Annotated in this window: 21 protein-coding genes and 1 pseudogene; 14 read left to right on the top strand and 8 right to left on the bottom strand. The window is 36.7% G+C overall.

The features are described 5' to 3' along the window. Positions 1-200: 200 nt before the first annotated feature. Positions 201-806: a potassium channel family protein gene (locus GXZ72_02190; protein HHT18359.1), complete on the bottom strand. Its 606-nt coding sequence runs from the start codon at positions 804-806 to the stop codon at positions 201-203. 92 nt (positions 807-898) lie between these two features. Then, on the bottom strand, positions 899-1,606 hold the full coding sequence (locus GXZ72_02185; protein ID HHT18358.1) for an ATPase: 708 nt from the start codon (positions 1,604-1,606) through the stop codon (positions 899-901). A 386-nt stretch (positions 1,607-1,992) separates the two neighbouring features. Between GXZ72_02185 and GXZ72_02180 the strand changes: the two genes are divergently transcribed. Further along, complete coding sequence (locus GXZ72_02180; protein ID HHT18357.1) at positions 1,993-2,925, top strand: hypothetical protein; 933 nt, start codon at positions 1,993-1,995, stop codon at positions 2,923-2,925. A gap of 62 nt (positions 2,926-2,987) precedes the next feature. On the opposite strand, the gene GXZ72_02175 is transcribed toward GXZ72_02180, so the two are convergent. Continuing rightward, complete coding sequence (locus tag GXZ72_02175) at positions 2,988-3,863, bottom strand: DUF368 domain-containing protein (protein HHT18356.1); 876 nt, start codon at positions 3,861-3,863, stop codon at positions 2,988-2,990. Positions 3,864-4,241: 378 nt separating this feature from the next. Here GXZ72_02175 and GXZ72_02170 point away from each other — a divergent pair. Both GXZ72_02170 and GXZ72_02165 read left to right on the top strand, forming a co-directional pair. Next, positions 4,242-5,128: pseudogene (locus tag GXZ72_02170) on the top strand (M48 family metalloprotease). Positions 5,129-5,298: 170 nt separating this feature from the next. Continuing rightward, positions 5,299-6,483 (top strand): aminotransferase class III-fold pyridoxal phosphate-dependent enzyme, encoded by a 1,185-nt coding sequence (locus tag GXZ72_02165; GenBank protein HHT18355.1) that lies wholly within the window; start codon positions 5,299-5,301, stop codon positions 6,481-6,483. A gap of 83 nt (positions 6,484-6,566) precedes the next feature. Here GXZ72_02165 and GXZ72_02160 read toward each other — a convergent pair whose 3' ends face one another. Together GXZ72_02160 and aroD are read right to left on the bottom strand one after the other, a co-directional pair. After that, positions 6,567-7,205 carry a S26 family signal peptidase gene (locus GXZ72_02160; protein ID HHT18354.1) on the bottom strand — a complete coding sequence of 213 codons (639 nt, stop codon included), beginning with the start codon at positions 7,203-7,205 and terminating at the stop codon, positions 6,567-6,569. Continuing rightward, positions 7,205-7,879, bottom strand: a complete 675-nt coding sequence (gene aroD, locus GXZ72_02155) for a type I 3-dehydroquinate dehydratase (GenBank protein ID HHT18353.1) — start codon at positions 7,877-7,879, stop codon at positions 7,205-7,207. Before aroD ends, GXZ72_02160 begins: the two co-directional genes overlap by 1 nt. A 324-nt stretch (positions 7,880-8,203) precedes the next feature. Between aroD and GXZ72_02150 the strand changes: the two genes are divergently transcribed. The 4 genes from GXZ72_02150 (at position 8,204) to GXZ72_02135 (ending at position 11,816) form a co-directional block, all read left to right on the top strand. After that, positions 8,204-8,932, top strand: coding sequence for a hypothetical protein (locus GXZ72_02150; protein HHT18352.1), 729 nt, complete (start codon positions 8,204-8,206; stop codon positions 8,930-8,932). Positions 8,933-9,012: 80 nt separating this feature from the next. Further along, positions 9,013-9,873, top strand: coding sequence for a succinate--CoA ligase subunit alpha (gene sucD, locus GXZ72_02145; protein HHT18351.1), 861 nt, complete (start codon positions 9,013-9,015; stop codon positions 9,871-9,873). Positions 9,874-9,970: 97 nt separating this feature from the next. Continuing rightward, positions 9,971-11,179, top strand: coding sequence for a hydroxymethylglutaryl-CoA reductase (NADPH) (hmgA, locus tag GXZ72_02140; GenBank protein HHT18350.1), 1,209 nt, complete (start codon positions 9,971-9,973; stop codon positions 11,177-11,179). Positions 11,180-11,234: 55 nt separating this feature from the next. Then, positions 11,235-11,816: a TIGR00267 family protein gene (locus GXZ72_02135; protein ID HHT18349.1), complete on the top strand. Its 582-nt coding sequence runs from the start codon at positions 11,235-11,237 to the stop codon at positions 11,814-11,816. Between the two features lie 353 nt (positions 11,817-12,169). Here GXZ72_02135 and GXZ72_02130 read toward each other — a convergent pair whose 3' ends face one another. From GXZ72_02130 to GXZ72_02120, 3 genes are all read right to left on the bottom strand, one after another. Next, positions 12,170-12,562, bottom strand: coding sequence for an AbrB/MazE/SpoVT family DNA-binding domain-containing protein (locus GXZ72_02130; protein HHT18348.1), 393 nt, complete (start codon positions 12,560-12,562; stop codon positions 12,170-12,172). Between the two features lie 191 nt (positions 12,563-12,753). After that, positions 12,754-13,602 carry a deoxyribonuclease gene (locus GXZ72_02125; protein ID HHT18347.1) on the bottom strand — a complete coding sequence of 283 codons (849 nt, stop codon included), beginning with the start codon at positions 13,600-13,602 and terminating at the stop codon, positions 12,754-12,756. A 42-nt stretch (positions 13,603-13,644) separates the two neighbouring features. Then, positions 13,645-14,499: a shikimate dehydrogenase gene (locus GXZ72_02120; protein ID HHT18346.1), complete on the bottom strand. Its 855-nt coding sequence runs from the start codon at positions 14,497-14,499 to the stop codon at positions 13,645-13,647. A 247-nt stretch (positions 14,500-14,746) separates the two neighbouring features. On the opposite strand from GXZ72_02120, the gene GXZ72_02115 reads away from it, so the two are divergent. From GXZ72_02115 to hxlB, 7 genes are all read left to right on the top strand, one after another. Beyond that, positions 14,747-15,409, top strand: a complete 663-nt coding sequence (locus GXZ72_02115) for an RNA ligase partner protein (protein HHT18345.1) — start codon at positions 14,747-14,749, stop codon at positions 15,407-15,409. 171 nt (positions 15,410-15,580) lie between these two features. Then, positions 15,581-16,879 carry a histidine--tRNA ligase gene (locus GXZ72_02110; protein ID HHT18344.1) on the top strand — a complete coding sequence of 433 codons (1,299 nt, stop codon included), beginning with the start codon at positions 15,581-15,583 and terminating at the stop codon, positions 16,877-16,879. A gap of 65 nt (positions 16,880-16,944) precedes the next feature. Continuing rightward, on the top strand, positions 16,945-17,346 hold the full coding sequence (gene hisI / locus GXZ72_02105; GenBank protein HHT18343.1) for a phosphoribosyl-AMP cyclohydrolase: 402 nt from the start codon (positions 16,945-16,947) through the stop codon (positions 17,344-17,346). Position 17,347: 1 nt separating this feature from the next. Next, complete coding sequence (gene tadA, locus GXZ72_02100) at positions 17,348-19,213, top strand: Flp pilus assembly complex ATPase component TadA (protein HHT18342.1); 1,866 nt, start codon at positions 17,348-17,350, stop codon at positions 19,211-19,213. A gap of 103 nt (positions 19,214-19,316) precedes the next feature. Then, complete coding sequence (locus tag GXZ72_02095) at positions 19,317-20,066, top strand: sugar phosphate isomerase/epimerase (protein HHT18341.1); 750 nt, start codon at positions 19,317-19,319, stop codon at positions 20,064-20,066. A 210-nt stretch (positions 20,067-20,276) separates the two neighbouring features. Then, positions 20,277-20,948: an NADPH-dependent F420 reductase gene (gene npdG / locus GXZ72_02090; protein ID HHT18340.1), complete on the top strand. Its 672-nt coding sequence runs from the start codon at positions 20,277-20,279 to the stop codon at positions 20,946-20,948. A gap of 89 nt (positions 20,949-21,037) precedes the next feature. Beyond that, complete coding sequence (gene hxlB, locus GXZ72_02085) at positions 21,038-21,622, top strand: 6-phospho-3-hexuloisomerase (GenBank protein ID HHT18339.1); 585 nt, start codon at positions 21,038-21,040, stop codon at positions 21,620-21,622. Positions 21,623-21,627 lie beyond the last annotated feature (5 nt).

The raw sequence follows: 21,627 nt of genomic DNA, 5'->3' as shown, positions 1-21,627 counted from the left end.
CCTTTTCATTAATACAAAAAATAGATATATCCACATATTATATAAAAGTTTGGGAATATTACCAATAATTTTGATAAAAGTTAGTATTTTTCTAAATTTACACTCGGGATTTAGAAATTTCAAAAATATTATCAGTGGACTATTGTCAAAAAATCATCAAAAAAAATAGTAAAAGTAAGGAATTTTAAAAAAAAACACTTCTAATCTTCAGTGAACTCTTCATATTCGAGATCTTCTAGTTTGGTTTCACCATTGGCAAGTTGTAGGAGTAGAGATCCGCCAGTTACGTTTCCTTTAACAATTAGTGAATCATCTGTTGAAAGTATTGTGTTTTTGTCTGGACCATAAATCCAGGACTCATTTCTCCTTATTGCAATAACTGTCATCCCAGTCCTAGTAGCAAGTAAAAGTTCACCTAACGATTTATCAGACAATTCAGAACCTTCAAGTATTTTAATTCGAGTTATAACCTCGTCTGATTCTTCCATAACCATTTTAAATACAGGATGAGGCTTTATGCCTTTTAAAACCAAGTCGGCTATATCTTTTGCTGAATCTGCTATGGTTTCTGTAGCTTCCCCCACTTCAAGAAGAGCGGTTAATTTTTCTGCATCCTCAACAGTCCTCGCAGCAAGGAGTGACTCCTTTTTAATTTGATAATTAAGTCTATTAACTTTGTTTTCAAGTTTTATAACTTCTTCTGCAGCATCTTTACTGTTAAAAAGTAGTGCAGAATACGCTAAATCAACCATCAATTCGGACATATTCTTCATTTCAATTAAAATGTCCTTAATATTCTTAGGCACCTTTCATCCTCCAAGTGTTATGATAATGAACTATTTCCAATAAATGTACTTTGCTAATTTCTATCTTTAATTTTTTATGTTTTTTTGGTTTTTTATTTAGGAATCCCCATAAGATAAACAGCCGAACGCATCATTTTCTCCCTTACATCTGGAATAAAACCCTCTAAAAACTCTAACATCTCTCGAGGAAGCTTTTTTTCCTCCTTGAAAACAAATTTCAACCCTTCAATATCAACCCAAGACTCTATCCATGACATTGGAACACTTTTTAATGGATAAATAATTTTAACGCCATCATATAAACTTTGAGAACTTAAAAGCTCTAATTTCTCTCCTTGAATCATGAGGTCCAGAATATTTTCCACCTCCCCATCCATAGTAAGGGGTAAGGCAACTGCATCAATGTTAAATTCTTTTTTGACATCATCACACATTTTTATGTCTTTGAAGTCTAATTCAGGGATAATCATAAACTCCACGCCATACTTACGGCTGTAAGGTTCCAAGACAATTTGCATGGTTTTATTAACACAATTCACCGGGCTAGGAATTAATATTATATCACCAGGAGTCAATGCATATTTTAGCACTCTAGAAGCACGAGTACAAATTCTCTGAAACACCTTAGAACGCCTCACATCATAGTGAGGATAGTTAGCCAGGAATAATTCCTCCTTTTTACGAGAAAATCGGGATAACTTAAGATTATTTACATAAACTTTCTTCCCAAGTATGCTGACAAATCTAGTTTCAACACCATTTTTTTTGAGGAATTTCAAAACATCTTGTTTTTCTGTCATGTTAATGCAACCAAATCCATTAAACTAAAAAATTTTACTACAAGAACCTTTTAAAACCAATTATTATAAATTATTTTATTCTCTAAATAGTTATAATCTCTCCACTATAATAATTATTATTCAAACCAACTAACTTGGAACGTGAAAGATATCAAAAACATGACAAATATTGAATTATTGAAAATCCCAAATATCATTTGTAAAAGTATAACATCGTAGTATCATTTCTCATATCCCCATGCTTGGGCCAGAACATAGCAAAAAAAGATGAGATTCTAAGATGATGGTTAAAAATAAGAATAAATGGTTTTTTTTTGATTAGTGAAAAAGTCAAAATGTGACAACCGATTAATCATGATATAAGAGTATAAGAGGGGGTTAAATATATGTTTAATATCTTTGGCCGTAAATCTGATGATAAAAAAGAGCAAAAATTCTTAGAAATAGATGTAACTGAACCTGTAGATTGTTTGGGTGACTTTACCTTCAACTTCCACTGGCAACATAAGGGAGAAAAGTTAGACCCGTCCTGGAAAATCCCTGGAAACGATTTAACCTTTGGTGAAGTGGTGGAACACCTTAAAAATAAGGGAAATATACGGATTAATGGTGATGCCGGACACCGCCTGGCAAGTAGTATGGGTGTGGACCTACAATACTTTGGAGGAACAGGAAAAGACATTCCGGTTGGGGATATCTATGTTGAAGGAAATGTTGACACTCGTATGGGCATCAGCATTACTAGAGGAAGTATTTATGTCAAAGGAAAAGTGAAAGAACCCATGGGTAACTTGGTGGAAGTTAAATCAGATGTTAAAGGTTACAGACAGTTTAAAAGCATAACTGACATTTTGACCAATGGTTGGCATGGAAACGAGTTGATTGGTTGTCAGTTTACTGGTCACAAAATCATAATCAATGATGGGACGGTGAAAGATACAGTAGGCGCCCGTTTAGATGTTGAAGCAGAAATTGTTAAAAAAGGAGATGTTGACCTATCTACTGGGATACTAATGCGAAAAGGAACAGTCCTCATAAAAGGAAATGCTGGTAAAAATACTGGTGCACTCTTAAATGGCGGCACTGTTATCATTGAGGGGAATACTGATGACTTCACTGCCATTGATATGATTAAAGGAAAAATTATTATAAATGGAAATGCAGGAAAATTTTTAGCGGCAAACAAAAAAAATGGAACTATTTTGGCTAAAAACGGAAGTCCTATACCTCCAACTGAAAAAAAAACTCTTCAAAGTGTAGATCAACAAGTCTTAATAGCTCATGGATTTAATCCACGTGATTTTAAGAAGTATGAATAAAATAGTTTTTTTTGATTTCCAAAAAAAAAGAATTTTCTAAAATAAAAATGGTTAAAGAGGTTTTAAGCCTCCCATTGCAAGTGGTATTTTTCAAACTGTCTTTCCAGGATGACTACCAAAAGAAAACCAAACACTCCGGCTACAATAACTGGTACTATAGAGTCCATGGTTGTAATTATTCTTTCATAAGGCAATCGGAGGGTTCCGATCATTAAACCCACTAAAAACGCCATGGTTATGGATTTGTGGTGTTCTAACAAATAATCCAGTAGACGTGAGAAGGAAAGAATGCCGATCAACGCACCTAAACAAAATGTGATAATTTCGGCAAATTTAAGCTGGTTCAATGCTGCCAACATGTATTCATATTGATTTAAAAGGAGCAATAAAAATGCTCCTGAAATACCTGGAAGGATCATTGCACAAATAGCCACCATCCCTGAAAGGAAAATGATGGGAAGAGTATGATTGGTCTGTATTGGATTTAACCCGACAAAAATTACTGCAAAAACCAACCCGATTACCAGGAAAATAACATTCTTGAAATTGAGTTCATCGACATGTTTGAAAACAAAACCTGCCGATGCCAATATGAGACCGAAGAAGAAAGCAAAGGTGAGTGCAGTGTACTCAGTAAGCATCACTGTCATGACCTTAGACATGGTTAAAACTGCAAGACCAATACCTGCCAGCAGGGGTATGAAAAGGTTAAAATCCCATTTTAGGAGTTCTTCCTTGGATTTTGCAAAATCCCCTTTCAAAGCCGCGACAATGAAATTAGCATTTATTTGACTGATAGCATGGACCAGCCTTTGGTAAATACCAGTGATCAATGCCATAGTGCCCCCTGAAACTCCGGGTATCACGTCAGCTGTTCCCATTAATAATCCACGTAGAAATATTAGAATAGTGTCCCTGTATATCTCAATTTTCCGCATAATGTTAATCTCCTGAAAATATTTAATTTTAAGTTTCTAATAGGCAGATAATCTTGTAGAATATTTAATAAATAACATCTGATATTAGATAATTTGAACTATTTGTTATAAATCAATGATCTAGTTAATTAATTGACTTAATGTTTAAAAAAAAACATTAGGTTATTCATATAATTCATTATTAAATTTTGATTGATCCCCACTATCAAGTTTTTTTAGTAACCGTGAATATATAAGAAAGTTGTAGTTAATGGTTTATTTGCTACTATTTAACGCTATTCATGAAAATATGAAAAAAGTGTATTTAATTTGAGAAAGTTTTTATTCACATTGCGGATCTGGTTTGCTACTGCATTACTTTTTGGTATTTTATATGCCATGATAACATTGATTTGCACATATCTAGGCTTTGGAACCACATTACTATTTGCCATGTTTGCGGTGGTGGTTGTGTTGGTCCAGTACATTGTTGGCCCCATAATTGTAGAGAAATCCATGGGTGTGCGCTATGTTTCACTTCAAGAGGCACCTAATCTCCGCGCCATGGTGGATGAACTAGCCATGAATGCAGGGATTCCCAAACCTAAAGTAGGTATTTCCAAAACTAACATTCCCAATGCCTTTGCATTTGGTAAAACCAAGAAAGATGGGAGGGTATGTGTGACCAGAGGTATCTTGAATATCTTGGAAGAGGAAGAAATTAAAGCTGTTCTGGGACATGAAATCAGCCATATACGACATAACGATATGGCAGTTATGACCCTTACTAGTGTAGTGCCACTGATTTGCTACTGGATTTTCATCAGCACCCCTTTTAGTGGAGATTGTGACCGTGAAGCTGGAATTATAGGTGTTGTTGCATTGATTGGATATCTTCTGGGTCAGTTGCTGGTGTTATTCGTGAGCAGAGTACGAGAATATTGTGCAGATCAGGGTAGTGTGGAGATCGGTTGTAAACCCCATGAACTGGCCAGTGCTCTTTATAAACTGATCTATGGATCTGCAAATATGGATCAAAAACAAGTGAAAGAAGTTGAAGGAGTTAAAACCTTCTTTGTAAATGATATTTCAGACGCATCCAATGAAATCAGTGATTAAAACAAATAGACCGTGATATGGATGGAGTTATAAGTGAAACAGAGCTAGCAGAATTAAAAAACACCAAAACCAGTATTGGGAAAGGCAGTAGAATCACCGAACTAATATCCACCCATCCCAACATGGTTAAAAGGATTAAAAGGCTTCCTGAGTTAAGTGATATCTAAATTATCGCTGGAAAAAGAGTTAAAACTTTTTTTATTTTTTGGTAGAGTTATTTAAATATTATTCTGGTGATAACTTGAATAGTGATGTTGATTATCTAAAAGGGATTTTTTCACAAATAAATTTTTCATAACATATTCTCTTTTTTGTCAACAAACATGGAGGATTAATATTGAGGGAAATTACAAACACTTTTCAGACTGAAGACAAACATTATGCTTCTTTTGCAGATAAAACAAAAATATCAATAGAAAAAGGGAAAGGAGTCTATGTTTACGATGAAGATGGTAAAAAATATTTAGACCTAACAGCAGGGTGGGGGGTGACTAGTATCGGTCATGCCAGTCCTGTAATTACCGAGGCTCTTTGTGATCAAAGTAAAAAAATTATACAAAATCCTAATTCCGGAGCAACATATTCCATTGAACGGTCCAAACTTATATCTCTAATGCAAGAAGTACTTCCTGATAATTTATCCCGTGTATTTTTTGTCAATAGTGGGGCTGAAGCAAATGATGCAGCAATAAAGCTTGCCAGAAAAGTAACTGGAAAATTGAATATCATTTCCATGAATAAAAGTTTCCACGGGCGAACAATTAATACAGTGTCTGCAACCGGCCAAAATAAACACAGAGATAGGTTCAACCCCTTAATCCCCAACCATATATTTGTTCCATATAATGACATCCCTGCAATTGAACGAGTTATTGGAAATGATGTTGCTGGGGTGATTGTTGAACCAATACAAGGTGAAGGTGGTGTTAACATACCTGATCCTGATTATCTTAAAAATTTATCTAACCTATGTGCAGAACATAAGGTTCTTTTGATAGTTGATGAAGTTCAAACGGGATTTTGCAGAACCGGCCCAATGTTCATGTCAAATAATGTTACAATTGACATTTTGACCATGGCCAAAGGTATCGCAGGAGGATTTCCTTTTGCAGGATTCGCTATAACTGAAAAGATTCATGATAAAATTGAAAAAGGAGATCATGGTGGCACCTACTCTGGTAACCCTCTGGGCTGTGCAGTGGCCTATTCAGTTATCAAATATATTTTAGACAATAAAATGTGGGAAAATGTTGAATATGTAGGCAAATATGCGATTACTAAACTAAGGGAATTGAAAAAAGAATATCCTCATATTATTAAAGACGTCAGGGGAAAAGGATTATTAATTGCTGTTGAATTAGCAGATGAAGATATTGCTGCATCCATCAATTCTAAGTGTTTGAATGATGGGCTTCTCTTAAATGTAATACAAGGTAATATCATTAGGATGTTTCCGGCTTTGAATATATCAAAAGAAGAAATGGCTGAAGGATTGAAAATATTCAAAAAAAGTCTTAGGTGATCATGCGAGATAGGGCTCAAAACAATCATTTTGAAAATAAAATTCATCCTAAAAATAAAAAATAATAAGACACAGTTCGTCATCTAATAATTCTTGACCACACCTATTATATTGCTTCTAGGGACCCATGTGTTTAGAGGTGTCTTTTGGATGGTGACAATCTTTTTCATTCCATTTTCATAGCTTACGTGGTTTTGTATAATTTCCACTTTCTTATTGTCACTTTCTAGATAAACTTGGTCACCATTTATTTTTCCGACACGTTTTACAATTAGTTTATAATCAGGGTGATGGGCAACAACTATGTCTCCCACCTCGAAATCATCAGTTTTCAATACTACAATTCTTTGACCATCCTTTAAAGTAGGAACCATGGATGTTCCCTTTACTGTGGCTGGCATTGGTAGTTGATCCTCACCAAATTGGGATGAAATCTTAACCTCAACTGTGTAATTATACTTTTTGGCAATGTTTTGCATGTTGGTCTTGACGGAATCTACATTACTATCTGGATCCTCCACATCAGCCCAAGCTTTGATATTCATCTCTTCAATCATGGTTTTAGGTACATCGAACCATGAAGTAGAATAAACCAACGTATCTGTACCATTAGTTTTCACTATGATTCCAATGTTATGCTGATTAGCTATTAAGTAGCTGGTAGTCCCGATTAATGCAGTTAAGACAAGTAAACTTATTATTAATCCTGTTTTCAATCTCATTAATCTCTCTCCACAATTAACTTGTCAATGATTTGTTTAGTATCTGCTATGCTTAATTGTCCAGGAGCTGATCCTCCATTTAAAGAAGCGTATGTGATAGGTGATCCAAAAAGTGATGCCAACACCCGAGTGTATCTCCCCATTTCACCCATGGCAATTCCAATGGTGTTATCTGATTGGTTAACTACTTGCAGCACATTGAGCGTGTCTTGCATATTGTTGGGGGTAACCGCAAATTTAGCTATGTTACCAAGTTTTTTTTCTTCATTGACGATTTGTAGAAGTTCATGAATCGGCGGAGTCTTTTGGAAGTCGTGGAATGATATTATTGCAGATTTAGATGCATTAATAACTTTTAACTTGTATTTAGCATCAGTATGAAGTTCTATATCAATAAAATCCACATAGTCAGCTGTTTCAAGGAGAATATCCGTTCTTTCTACTTCAGATCCTCTGAAATAACCGCCTTCCTCTCTGGTTCTATTGGTGGCAATTAATGGAAAGTTAATTTCCTCCAACAGATGAATCACCTTTTGAGGATCTGGATCCAATAGGAAATCAATTCGTAGCTCTAATAAATCTGCCCCCAATTTAATAGCCTCATTAGCTATTCTTAAAACATTTTGACGGTCTTTTTGAAGTATTGGAACACAAATTAGTGGTTTAGAAGTCATGACAAGCACATCTTTACGTTCTAAATCAAACCTTTAACTATTTCGGTTTATAGATATAGACGATTATTGGGTAGAATAATTCTTGAACATTCTCAGATTTTATGATTGTATTTCTATAATAAATATTTGATAATTTATGTTTTTAACCTTTGTTTAACATCAGATTCATAATTTGTTTTTTTAGTTAACAAGAATTTGATAAAAAGAAGACAGATAAAAATCTATAAGAACAAGTATTCACCATATCATTGCTTGCTATTATTTAATTTATGGAATTACATCTGGGCAGTAACCATAATCATAGATCCTAATTCAGGTGATTAATTGAAAATTACATCTATAGGTGCAGATATCTCAGGGAACGATGTGTCGTGTAGTAAAACTCTGATTGAAAATATCAAAAATGATATTCCGAATTTACTCAAAATAGGTGCCTATAAAGCAGATCTTACCAATATTACCGGTGATGATATGGTAATCAGTGCCTTTGTTCCTGATGAAAAACTAGCAACAGTTAATAAGGGTATTGTGGACATTTTAAGAAAAAATGCCGAAGATTTAGGAGATATTAATGGAATTTCATCTACCCCGGAAGGAGCCAGTGAAGGAGTTTCCTATGCAGAGGCTAAGATCAGGCAAGATAGATACCCTGATGCTATTATCATGGCTTTTGACACCTATGGTGGTGAATCATTTGTCCATGAAGTTGCTGATTCTGTTATGAAAGCTGCTAGAGGTATGGATCAAGTTACAGATATAGGAAGTAGCAGTTTTAACCATGGCCAGAAAATACCAGGAGTGGGATATGTTTCGGATGAAACTGATGATCCAGTGGTGGTAGTGACTGTGGAGGATATTGAAAGCATTGGTGTGATAGCTGGTGCCATGATGGGAGCTGCACTTGGAAATAAAAATGTTTATCTAGTGCGAAGAGGATCACCATCCTATGTTATTCCTGGAAGCGTGATTATGTCCATAACTGCCTATATGAATGGTAATGTAATGGATATGGCTGTGCCTCTCTCTGATAAGATGAAAATTTTGAGGGTTTAAAATTTTAAAATCAATAATAAGGTTATTAATAATTTAAATCATAATACAGTCAAAACCATAATTTGATAGGAAGTGGTATAGTGATTTTTCTTGATAAGGATACTAAATGCGTTGTTCAGGGAATTACAGGCAAACAGGGTTCTTTTCACACAAAAAGTATGCTGGAATATAATACTAATATTGTGGCAGGCACATCTCCAGGTAAAGGAGGTCAAGAGTTTGAAGGAGTTCCTGTTTATAATTCCATAGAAGAAATAAAAGAAGAAATGGATGTTAACGCATCAATTATATTCATTCCAGCCCCATTTGCTAAAGATGCTGCTTTTGAAGCCATATCACAGCTAGATCTGGTGGTTATCATCACTGAACACATACCTGTACATGATTCTATGGAAATAGCCCAGTATGCCAAACAAATGGATTGTAAAGTAATAGGCCCAAACACTCCAGGTATAATAACTCCCGGAGTTGGTAAACTTGGAATCATGCCAGTTCATATTTTTAATCCAGGCGATATCGGGATAGTATCACGTAGTGGAACTCTAACTTACGAAGTGGCAAGTCAAGTTACTAAGGCAGGTTTAGGGCAGAGTACTTGTCTTGGAATTGGAGGTGACCCTGTGGTGGGTATGGATTTTGCAGAAGTTCTGCAAAAATTCGAAAACGACAAATATACCAAGGCAATGGTTATGATTGGGGAGATTGGAGGTAATGCCGAGGAACAAGCTGCAGAATACATTGCCGAGAACATCACCAAACCAGTTGTAGCCTACATTGCTGGTAGAACAGCACCGCCAGGGAAAAAAATGGGACATGCTGGAGCTATAATTGAAGGTAATGCCGGAACAGCTGAAAGCAAAATGAAAACACTTAAAGCATCAGGAGTGGAAGTTGCAAAACAACCTTCACAGATTGCTTCCATTATGAAAGAAATACTTTAACTTGAATTATTATTTAGGATTAACCAAAGTAGACTCAGACAAATTAAAATCGATCATTTCAAAAAAATGGCTTTAATAAATAAATAAAGATGATTTTATGGCGGGAAACGAAGAAATTATAAAAAAACTAGTCAAAGGAGAATTGAAACTCCATCAAATCGACAATTACACTGAAAATACTCAAGAAGCAGTGGAAGTTAGGAGAAAATTTGCTGAAGAAATTTCAGGAGCCAATTTAAAGCATCTTTCCCAACACTCAATGGATCTGGAGAAGGCCATGAAAAGGAATATTGAAAACCCCATTGGAACTGTGCAGATCCCAGTGGGACTGGCCGGACCACTCCATATCAATGGAGAACATGCTCAAGGAGATTTTTATGTTCCCTTAGCCACTTCAGAAGGGGCATTAGTTGCTTCAGTCAACAGAGGATGCACAGTAACCAAAGCAGTTGGCGGAACCACGGTGCGCATAATTGATGACAAGATGACACGCGCCCCAGTGATAAGAGCAAATTCAGTTACTGAAGCCCTTAAAATAAAAGAATGGATTGAAAGACATTTTATTGAACTCAAAGAGGCATCGGAGAGTACAACACGTCACGGGAAATTGTTAAAAGTCGATCCAGTGGTTGTGGTAGGTCGTTACCTTTATCCTCGTTTCACCTTCACCACCGGCGACAGCATGGGTATGAATATGGTCACCATCGCCACAGAAAAAGCTTTGGAAATTTTAACCCGGGAAACAGGAGCCCATGTAATTGCCCTCAGCAGCAACCTCTGTGTTGATAAAAAACCATCTGCATTAAACTTGATTGAAGGCCGTGGCAAGACAGTTGTTGCTGAAATCATAATCCCCCCAGAAATTGTTGAAAAAAAACTTAAAACCACAGTTAAAGCTATCACCGAAGTTAATCTCGCTAAGAACATGATTGGTTCTGCTATATCTGGAAGTATGGGGTTCAACGCCCATTATGCCAACATGATCGGTGCCCTATTCCTGGCCACAGGACAGGACGAAGCCCATATTGTAGAGGGCAGTCTGGGTATAACCACTGCTGAGGAACAGAATGGAGATCTTTACTTCTCTGTAACCCTCCCTGACCTTCCCCTAGCAACTGTGGGTGGAGGAACCAGTTTAGAAACAGCCCGTGAATGTCTGGAAATTATGGGAGTATATGGGGGAGGGAACGTGAAAAAATTTGCTGAGATCGTTGGAGGAACAGTATTAGCAGGCGAACTTTCACTCATGGGTGCACTAGCCGCCGGACACCTTGCAAGGGCACATAAAGATCTGGGAAGAGGATAAAAACTGTTATTTTATGAGATCATTATTAACTTGTTTTATATGGAGATAACAGCTAATGAATATTCGTGAATTTATTGAAGAATATTTTAAAATGAGCCGTTACGTTGCTCTGGGAACTATGGATGGGATACTGGCAGTTATGGGAGTAACTCTAACTGCAAGCGGTGTGGCTGGTGCGGCTGGAATAGAAATTAGCAATTTCGCTGTGGGTTTAACTGGTCTTGCTGGAGGCATAGCCTTGGCATTGTCTAATGCATTCGGATCTTTTATTGGTGAACGGGCTGAAGAAGTGCGGACCATCCGGGAATTGGAACAGAAAATGATGTTGGATGAGGGTAAACTGGATGACACCCATATTCATCAACAAGCCAAGAAACGTATATACATGAGCATGTTCACCCATGGATTCAGCAGCTTCGCAGGTTCATTCGTGCCAGTGGTACCTTTCCTCTTAATTTCTGGTAGGGTGACTGCTATTTTATGCACCCTCATGCTCTGTTTCAGTGCTTTGATCATGCTTGGTGTATATTTAGGTCGTGTGTCCCGTGAAAGTATTATTAAAACAAGCCTTGAAATTGTGATCATCGGGATATTAATTGGTGTGGTCAGCTTCTTAATTGGTGGAGGTCATGGTTAAAATCAAATTTTTACCAATTCTTAGGGAATTAAAAAAAATTCTCGAGTTTTTTCTTCAATTTGCTTAAACTCCCCCATAATTTTTGAAATAATTCATTAACTCCAGGAAACATTTTCGGCTGATTCTACCCATGATGTCCCCTACACTAACAGTTATGTTTTTTAGGTGCGATGCATGAAATTTACACTGCCCCTTATTCTTTGATCATTTAATTTACGCACAGTCTCCAGTCTTCTTAAAGAAGAGGGTGCTAAGGGCTCAATGGTATGATAATGAGTTTGATATATTCTTAAAAAATAATGGTCATGTTAGTTACTACCCAACTAATTTCTTTGTCACGATACGATTCATCACTATTTAGGTTCAAAGGCCTTTGCTGGACAATCATCAGCGTTCATATCTGCTTTTACTTCAACACCAAAACAATTACCTGTTTTTTCATCAACTGGGTTGTAATGTTTACAATCTTCACATGTTGGCATATTGTCACCTCCAGAAACCTTTTTGAAGATTTTTTCATCTTGCTGGATTTCAAACATTAATTCATCCATTTTATCTATCTTCAAAAGGGTTAATCCTGCATTATCTCCCCTTTTTAAAACCATGAATCTGTCTCCAGCAGATATATCCAAGTTTTTCCGTATATTAGCTGGAATTACTGCTTGTCCACGTTCACTGACTGTCGTCATGCCATAGACAACTTGGTTGTAATTACAGAAACCTTTCTTTTCTTTCTTTTTGACCATACCACTTCAAAAAGTAAGATATATCTTACTTATTTTATATTTCATACTATACCATTAAATAATTCTCTGTAATTTTCATATAACTCATAGATATCTCAGGGCAATATCAAAATTAAAAATAGAAAAAAACCAAAGATATTAAATGAATAATAAGTTGTCAAATCTAATTTTAAAAAAGAAATGATCTTAATTTAAAAATCCAATTCAACATTGTAAAGCTTTGCTGGCCTTTCCACATGGATCTGGTAGGCATCTTCTTCAGTGATCAACCCGGAATTCAGCAGTTTTCGAGTTCTTCTAGGAACTGTTTTAGGACCTAAAACTGCCCCTGGCCTTGTAAGATCATCAAGGTAATCAGTTTCCATCATGAAATTCTTACCCTTCCTCAAAGCTTGTCGCATAACATCTCCACTAGCAATAAGTGAAGGTGTCAACCCATAATTTTCTTCAGGAAGGACAAGTGGTCCTGAAAAATGTTTAATAACCTTCTCTTTCTTCAAACCAGCTTTAACAGCCATTTGGGCAAATTCTTTGAACTGTTCTTCCCCAGCACTCTCAGTGTGCAACTGTACAGGGCAGTCCGCCTCACGAGCCAGTTCCATGGCAAAGATCATTAGTCGGTTGTGGGCTTCCATCTCTTCTTCCGATACTGGATAATGTGGTCGGCCTATTTCACCTATCCCCACTGCTCGACCCTCCAAAACCATGTTCTGAGCAGTTTCCAGAGCACTTCTCATTAACTCTTCCGCTTGATTTAGTTCCATTCCGGCCTCAACACGGCGGCTAAGTTCTGCTGGATGAGCCCCCACCACTGCAAAGGCTTTGACATCAGTTTCACTATTTATTTTGTCCACATACCCTATTACAAGTTCCATAGCTTCATTAAAATCACATTGCGAACTTACAGTCCAAGTGGGCTTGTTGGGAATGATCATGGCAGTTCCACCTGACCTTCCAAACTTAAGGGCAACTTCTAATGGCCCTTCACCGTTTATGGGATCTACATGGATGTGATTATCTGTGGATGGTATGTTATCCATTAAAATAACCTCTAATTTTTTAATGTCTGATCTTATGACTTACTATCTATATCCCAATCCAGTCATTAATGCCTTTTCAAATATTTCAACAGATGGAGAGATTCCAGTCCATATTTGGAATGACTCCATTCCTTGATAAATTAGCATTTTTGTACCAGTGATGGTTTTTGCACCTGCTTTTTCAGCTTCCCGCAATAAACCAGTTTTAAGTGGGTTGTAAACGATATCATTCACTATTAAATCACAGTGCATCATATCCCTAGTTAGGATGGGTTTTTGATCCTCGTTAGGATACATGCCTACTGGAGTGGTGTTAATTAATACATCAGCATCTTTTAACTCTTCATTAAGTTTATCATTTAACCCTAAACAACCAATTGAACCACTGAAATTTTTTTGAAGGTCTTCAGTTAGTTTACATGCGTTTTTCATGGTTCTGTTGGCAATTAAAACCTCACCTGCACCATTATAAAGAAGTTGGAATGATATTGCCCTTGCTGCACCCCCAGCACCCATTATAATTATTTTTTTCCCATGAATCGATGTTTTTTCTTCAATAGCTTTCACAGCACCTATACCATCGGTATTATAACCACTTATCACGGTTTGATCAAATTTTATGGTGTTAACCGCCCCTATTAGTTGTGCTGTCTGTGTAATTTCATTTAGGTAATTGATTACTTCTGTTTTATGGGGGATTGTTATGTTAAGTCCCTTGATGCCCATGGAACGGGCCCCATCAATAGCACTCTCTAGATCACCTCGTTTAACATGGAACGGAACGTATGCATAATCCATTTTAAGGTGTTTGAATGCAGCATTGTGCATGAGCGGGGATAAACTGTGTTCTACTGGATCTCCTATAATACCAACCACTGCAGTTTTACCAGTTATCAATTTCTTCACCAATACATAATTAATACATAATTATTAGGGAACATTTTATATTAATGATTTTAGAAATTTAATTATGTTAAGAGTTATCTTAGTTAAAGTAAAGATGTTAATTTAAGAGTTATCTTAAATTAAAGATAATTTGTTCCAAGTTGAAGGATTAGGGTATTATATTTTACTCCCTATCTCTAGACACGGAAAACGAGTAGTATACAATTAAATGTTTTAAATGTTTTATGGGGGTTTAATTGTGATCGCCAAACAGAGGTTCGTTTTGGATACAACTGCCTTTACTGATAATAAGTTAAGGGATGATTATGGAGACGGAGAATTACATAAAACTGTTGATGTCCTTTTGGACTTGATAGCCCGTTCCAGGATCAAACTCAACATGAGTTGCCATATGCCCCCCATCACTTACAAAGAGTTTTCAGACTACATAACTCGCTATGAATGCCCTCAGGAAACAATGATTAAAGCAGAAACTTGGATTGTTAAAAAATCTCCTAACCGTTATGACACTAAAATTCCTTCAGAGATTTTCTACGAATATGTGCAGGACATGAGGGAAAGGATGAATAAGGGTATGCGCATCTCGGAAAGTGCTGTTTGGGAGGCAGCAGTGGAATCCATGGTCATGATGTCCCGTGGGGAGAAAAAAACCCAGATAGAAATGGAAGTTATTGGAAAAGCCATTAAAGATTTCAGGAAACGTTACCGGGCAGCACTTCGTAAAGGAACCTTGGACAGTGCCCCTGATCTTGATGTGCTCCTTTTGGCCAAGGAATTGGGAGCAGGAGTTGTGGCAGCCGATGAGGGCATTAAAGTCTGGGCAGAAAGGTTGGGACTGAGATTCTTAAGTGCCAAATCATTCCCTAAAATGTTAAAAGAGTATTTGAAGTACTATGAATAATATATAACTCGTTTATACTGTTGAAAAGAAAAAAAACGGTTGTAAAATATTTTTTTCCTATGTTTGACTCTAAATCTAAGTTGTACTTATTCATGACAAAAATGAAGAATAAATTTTTAATAATACGTTTTTAAAAATAAACATTCGTGTTTAAAATCAAGGAGAATTATAATGGAACTACAAAAACCAAGAGGAACTCGTGATTTCCTCTTTGAGGAGATGAAAGAGCGAAAATTCGTTGAAAAAACAATGAAGAAGGTGTTTGAAACCTATGGTTATCAGGAGATTAAAACTCCCATATTTGAAGACCTATCCCTTTTCACTCTGAAATCAGGTGAAGGAATAATAGAAGAAATATACCACTTTCAAGATAAAGGCGGGAGAGATTTAGCTCTTAGACCAGAATTAACAGCCCCTGTAGCTAGGATATATTTAAACCAATTACAAAAATCACCAAAACCCATTAAAATGTATTATTTTGGCAGTTGTTTCCGTTACGAGCGGCCTCAAGCTGGTCGTTTCCGCCAGTTCTGGCAGTTGGGATGTGAACTTATTGGGGGCAAATCTCCAGATTGTGAGGCAGAGATCATTGCCCTGGCAAGTCACTGCTTGGAAGAACTGAAACTGGAAGATTACCAGATACACTTAGGTAACTTAGGAATTCTCAGGGGAATACTAAACCAAGAAGGTGTTTCAAACCATCAACAAGACCAAATAATGGCAATTGTAGACAAGGGCGATGTTTTAGAACTCAAAAAATTATTAAAAGAGTTTAAAATAGATGAAAAGTCAGGGAATATCCTTTTAGAATTAATTGGCATGCATGGACATCGTGAAATAATTGATGATGTGAAAAAAATAATAGCAGATTATCCTAGTGCCTTAGAATCCTTGGAAGAATTGGAAAAACTTCTCACAATGCTGGAATCCTTTGGTTTTAGAGATTACCTCGTAAATCTGGGAATTGCACGCGGACTTGATTATTATACGGGATGTGTTTTTGAGATCTACGTTGAAGGTTTGGGAGCTCAGAAACAAATAAGTGGTGGGGGCACCTATAATTTAATAGAAGTTTTCGGTGGAGAGAAAGTAGAATCCACAGGATTTGCCTTTGGTTTTGACCGGGTGATGGAAGTCTTGAAAATACAGAAAACAAAACCTCCTATAAAAAGTAGGTTGGAGGTTTTTGTCGCTCCTATATCTCCAGAAACAAAATTAAATGCCTTCGAAATTGCTCAACAAATAAGGAAAAAAGGAATTCGTACCGATGTGGAATTGGTTGGTCGGAAGCTTAAAAAGATTCTTTCCTTTGCAGATAACTCTGGGGCGCGATTTGTGGTTCTGGTGGGTGCTCGAGATCTGAAAAATGGCGAAATAACTCTTAAAGATATGAGGTCCGGAAATCAGGAACAAATACCAATTGAAACTATTGCTGATGTTCTAATCCAACGAATTAACAGTTTAAAATGATTTAATAGGATTACTCTAATTGATCAAATCTTGGATGAATCAAGTTATAATTAAGGATTGATAAAATGGATTTACCTCAACTAAACTACCGCCATGTAGTTAATGGAGAAAAATTGGTTATTGCCATAGCACAGGACCAGGAAACTGGAGAAGTACTAATGGTTGCCTATATGAATCATGAAGCTTTTATGAAGACTGTTGAAACTGGTAAGGCTCATTACTGGAGCACCAGTCGCAATCAACTCTGGTTGAAAGGGGAAAGCTCAGGACACGTCCAAGAGGTTAGTGAGATTTTTACTGACTGCGACCAGGATTCAGTGCTCCTTAAAGTAAAACAGATAGGGGCGGCATGCCATGAAGGATATTACTCTTGTTTTTTCAGGAAAATATCTGATAAGGATGGATTTAAACTTGAAATAGTTAAGAAAAAAGTTTTTACTCCTGAAAAAGTTTATGGAGATAAATAAGATGAGAATTGTTCCAGATACAAGTGTTATAGTGGATGGTAGGATCACCCGCATAGTGCAAGAAGAAGATTACAAAGGATGCGAAGTTATAATTCCAGAAGCAGTTGTATCTGAATTAGAAAATCAAGCAAATAAAGGAAGAGACAGTGGATACAACGGCTTAGAAGAACTTAAAAATTTGCAAAAACTGCATGGTCAGGGTAAAATACATTTGAGCTATGTGGGACGTAGACCAACCCTTGAAGAGATATCACTTGCCAGGGGAGGGGAAATTGATGCCATGATCCGAGATACTGCTGGAAAAAATAAAGCAACTCTCATAACCAGTGACCGAGTTCAAAGAGAAGTTGCAGAAGCCCAAGGCCTTAATGCAGTTTATCTCAAACCAGAAATGTTAGAGTACGGTGATATTGAAATAACCAAATATTTTGATAAAAACACCATGTCTGTTCACCTTAAGGAGAACGTAGTTCCTCTGGCTAAAAAAGGAAAACCTGGTAAGATAAAACTTGTTAAAATAGGATCAAAACCCTTAACACATGGACAAATCGAATATATGTCGCGCGAAATAGTCGAAAGGGCTAAAAGTGATTTTAAAAGTTTTATTGAGATAGAAAGGGAAGGGGCCACCGTGGTGCAGTTCCGAGAGTACCGTATCTCCATTGCCAGACCACCATTTTCTGATGGAATGGAAATAACCATTGTCCGACCAGTGGCTAAGGTTTCAATTGACAATTACCGACTACCAGAGAAACTTATGGATAGATTAAAAAACAGTGCCAAAGGCATACTTATAGCTGGACCCCCTGGGGCTGGTAAAACTACTTTTGCCCAAGCAGCCGCTGAATTCTACCAGAAAATGGGTGCTATTGTAAAAACCATGGAATCACCACGTGATTTACAAGTGGGAGACGAAATCACCCAATACGCGCCACTGGAAAAAGATATGGGAAAAACCGCCGATATATTGCTGTTAGTTAGGCCTGATTTCACAATTTACGATGAACTGCGTAAAACTAAAGATTTCCGTATCTTTGCAGATATGCGTCTAGCTGGAGTGGGTATGATTGGAGTGGTGCACGCCACCAGACCCATTGATGCTATACAGCGAATTATTGGCCGAGTTGAACTAGGCATGATTCCATCCATAGTGGATACCACCATCTACATTGATGAGGGAAAAGTGGCAGCAATTTACGATGTGAAACTAACAGTTAAAGTTCCCAGTGGAATGTTGGAGGCAGATCTTTCCCGACCGGTTATCGAAATAAGAGACTTTGAAACCGGGAACTTAGCACATGAAATCTACACTTATGGAGAACAAACCATTGTCATGGATGTGGGAAGCACACAATTAGAGAAGACCCCTATTCAGAAGATGGCAGAAAGAGAGATCATTAAAGAAGTTAAAAAAATGGTGAGAGGCAGAGTGGAAGTGGAAATGAAATCAGACCGTCGGGCCACTGTATGGGTGAATGAAGATGCAATTCCACAACTTATCGGTAAAAGAGGTAAAACTATTGAAGAATTAGAGGCTAAAGTTGGAATTAGTATTGGTGTGGAGTCTCTGGAATCCAAAAAAGGAAAAGCAAAACCCCGACAAAGAAGTGGTCACATCCCAGAATTGTTATCCTCAGATTACATGCTAGTTAAGTTGGAAATGTCAGGTAATTATATTGTTTTGAATTTCGGTAAAGATGTGGTTGGAACTCCTTTTGACATACTGGTGAATGAAGATTATCTTTTCACTGCCACTGTGGGTAAAAAAGGCACCATTAAAATAAAAAAGGATATTGAATTAGCCAAGATTATTATAAATGCTGAAAAAAATAATCTCCCAATTCAAGCTAGAATTAGAAAGGAATAAAATATCTTTTTTGAAAAAGTATTCCCTCAAAATGTCTTAAACATGATAATTGAGATTTAATCAAAGATTTGAATATGTTATAAACATTATAGGAGTATGATCCATGAAAATTGGAGTTTCAACACTGGCATTTTACCCCCAACCACTTGATGAAGTATTAGATTTTCTTGATACTTGGAACATTCAATACTGTGAAATTATTAATGAATATCCCTACGATGAGTTAGATGAAGATATCCTGGGATCATATCAAGTACATCTTACTGTCCATGCACCCTTATCTGACATTAACTTGGCATCTCACAACCAAGCCATTCGAAAATCATCTGTTGCCGAAGTTAAAAAGTCCCTGGACCGGGCTGTAAAGTGGAATGCGGAGTTATTGGTGGTTCATCCAGGGAGCATGCCAGTCATGGGCCGTAAGATAGCTGAAAAAATTTTCCAGTACAATTTAGAATCTTTAAAAGAACTTTCTTCCTACGCCCAGGATTGTGGGGTTTGTATGTGTGTTGAAAACATGCCAAAGATAGATGGCCTATTATTTCAGGACTTAGAGGATCTCAATTTATTATTAGAAGAAATAAATGCGTATATGACTTTAGATGTTGGACATGCCCATAATTCAGGGTTTTCAGCTAGTGATATGTTATGTTACCCCTTGATAAAGCATGTTCATCTTAGTGATAATGATGGAACTTGGGATCAACATAATGCACTGGGAACTGGAAACATAGATTTTGTTGAATTATTCAAAAGCTTGAATGATGTTAAATACGATGGCGTCTTGGTAGTAGAAGTGAAAAATACCACTGATGTTGTTAGAAGTCTGAAATTCAGTGAAAATATGATTTGAAATGTATGTAACTAGGCCACCTAAGATGTCTTCTAGGAACAAATTTAATTAAACAAGTTTCAGCCAGTGATTTGGTTAAAAATTGATTATTCTCATTACAGAATCTTTGAATCAAATTATTTTTATCACAATTACTTAATATAAAATGAAGTAAAGAAAAAAATGAATAGACGATGAATAAATAAAAAAATATAAAGGGGATGTTTTTCTTTGAAAATCGGAATAATAGGTGGAACTGGTGATCAAGGACTTGGATTGGCCTTGAGGTTTGCAAATGCTGGTGAAGAAGTAATTATCGGATCTAGAGACGTTAAAAAGGCTGAAAATGCTATCAATCTTATTAAAAATATGTTAAAGACTGAAGAGTGTGCCAATGTGAAGGGGATGACTAATCAAGAGACTGCCCTTGAAGCCGACTTGTTGATCTTAACTGTGCCATTACAAGCCCAGATGGTTACCCTTAATAGTATCAAAGACCATGTGGAAGGCATGATCCTGATTGATGCTACTGTTCCTATGGAAAGCTGTCTAGGTGGAAGTCCAGTGAAATACGTGAATGTTTGGGATGGTTCAGCAGCAGAAAGAACTGCTAATTTCCTTAAAGATAAAAATGTAAGGGTTGTATCTGCTTTCAATAATATCAGCGCTGCTAGCCTTACTAACATAGAAAAAGATATAGATTGTGACTGCCTAATCTCTGGAGATGACCAAGAAGCAAAACAAGAAGTAATGGTCTTGGCAGAGAAAATACCTGGAGTTAGGGCTATAGATTGTGGTGCACTGGAAAATGCTAGAATTGTTGAAAAAATTACACCACTCCTGATAAACCTCAACATCCGGAATAAAATCAAACTAGCAGGAATAAGAATAACTGGTCTTTAATAATTCTTTTAGAATTAGTGGATTATAAAATTAAATTGAATTTAAAGTTCGAATAACTGCCTCTTTAAAAAATAAAAGGATATATTGATATGGAATACATTAAAAAAACCGCTGAAGGAATTGCCAAACATGCATTGGAGGTTATTAGCCGTGTTGACAAAGAACAAGTTGAATTGATGGTTGAATGCATTAATGAGGCAGATTCAACGTTCATTGTGGGAAGCGGTAGGTCGGAATTGGTTGGAAAGGCATTTGCCATGCGCTTGATGCACTTGGGATTCAGGGTCTATGTGGTGGGAGATGTAACCACTCCTGCTCTCACTGATAAAGATTGTTTAATAGCCATTTCTGGGTCAGGGGAAACCAAAACCGTGACTATTGCAGCCGAAACTGCTAAAGAAGTTGGGACCAAAGTTATTGGTGTGACCACGGATATTAGTTCTACTCTTGGAAAAAATGCCGATGTTGTGGTTAACATTGACAGTAAAAGTAAAGTGCCTTGGAAATATTACACATCCCATGTTCTTAAGGGTAATTATGATGATTTAACTCCTATGGGTACTCTTTTCGAGGATAGCACCCACCTCTTTTTGGACGGTCTTATAGCATCATTTATGGTTCGATTGAACAAGAAAGAAACTGATTTGGAAAAGTTACACTCCCAAGATAGATAACCCTC

Source organism: Methanobacterium sp., from assembly GCA_012838205.1.
Classification (GTDB): Archaea; Methanobacteriota; Methanobacteria; order Methanobacteriales; family Methanobacteriaceae; genus Methanobacterium.
The sequence above is the reverse complement of the archived record's forward strand: the minus strand, read 5'-3'. Positions and strand labels throughout refer to the sequence as shown.

Bases quoted from the DNA above. Each gene is read 5' to 3' on its own strand.
- GXZ72_02185 (HHT18358.1), bottom strand. From the start codon at position 1,606: ATGACAGAAAAACAAGATGTTTTGAAATTCCTCAAAAAAAATGGTGTT.
- GXZ72_02180 (HHT18357.1), top strand. From the start codon at position 1,993: ATGTTTAATATCTTTGGCCGTAAATCTGATGATAAAAAAGAGCAAAAA.
- GXZ72_02175 (HHT18356.1), bottom strand. From the start codon at position 3,863: ATGCGGAAAATTGAGATATACAGGGACACTATTCTAATATTTCTACGT.
- GXZ72_02160 (HHT18354.1), bottom strand. From the start codon at position 7,205: ATGAGATTGAAAACAGGATTAATAATAAGTTTACTTGTCTTAACTGCA.
- aroD (HHT18353.1), bottom strand. From the start codon at position 7,879: ATGACTTCTAAACCACTAATTTGTGTTCCAATACTTCAAAAAGACCGT.
- hmgA (HHT18350.1), top strand. From the start codon at position 9,971: ATGGCGGGAAACGAAGAAATTATAAAAAAACTAGTCAAAGGAGAATTG.
- GXZ72_02135 (HHT18349.1), top strand. From the start codon at position 11,235: ATGAATATTCGTGAATTTATTGAAGAATATTTTAAAATGAGCCGTTAC.
- GXZ72_02130 (HHT18348.1), bottom strand. From the start codon at position 12,562: ATGGTCAAAAAGAAAGAAAAGAAAGGTTTCTGTAATTACAACCAAGTT.
- GXZ72_02125 (HHT18347.1), bottom strand. From the start codon at position 13,602: ATGGATAACATACCATCCACAGATAATCACATCCATGTAGATCCCATA.
- GXZ72_02110 (HHT18344.1), top strand. From the start codon at position 15,581: ATGGAACTACAAAAACCAAGAGGAACTCGTGATTTCCTCTTTGAGGAG.
- hisI (HHT18343.1), top strand. From the start codon at position 16,945: ATGGATTTACCTCAACTAAACTACCGCCATGTAGTTAATGGAGAAAAA.
- tadA (HHT18342.1), top strand. From the start codon at position 17,348: ATGAGAATTGTTCCAGATACAAGTGTTATAGTGGATGGTAGGATCACC.
- GXZ72_02095 (HHT18341.1), top strand. From the start codon at position 19,317: ATGAAAATTGGAGTTTCAACACTGGCATTTTACCCCCAACCACTTGAT.
- hxlB (HHT18339.1), top strand. From the start codon at position 21,038: ATGGAATACATTAAAAAAACCGCTGAAGGAATTGCCAAACATGCATTG.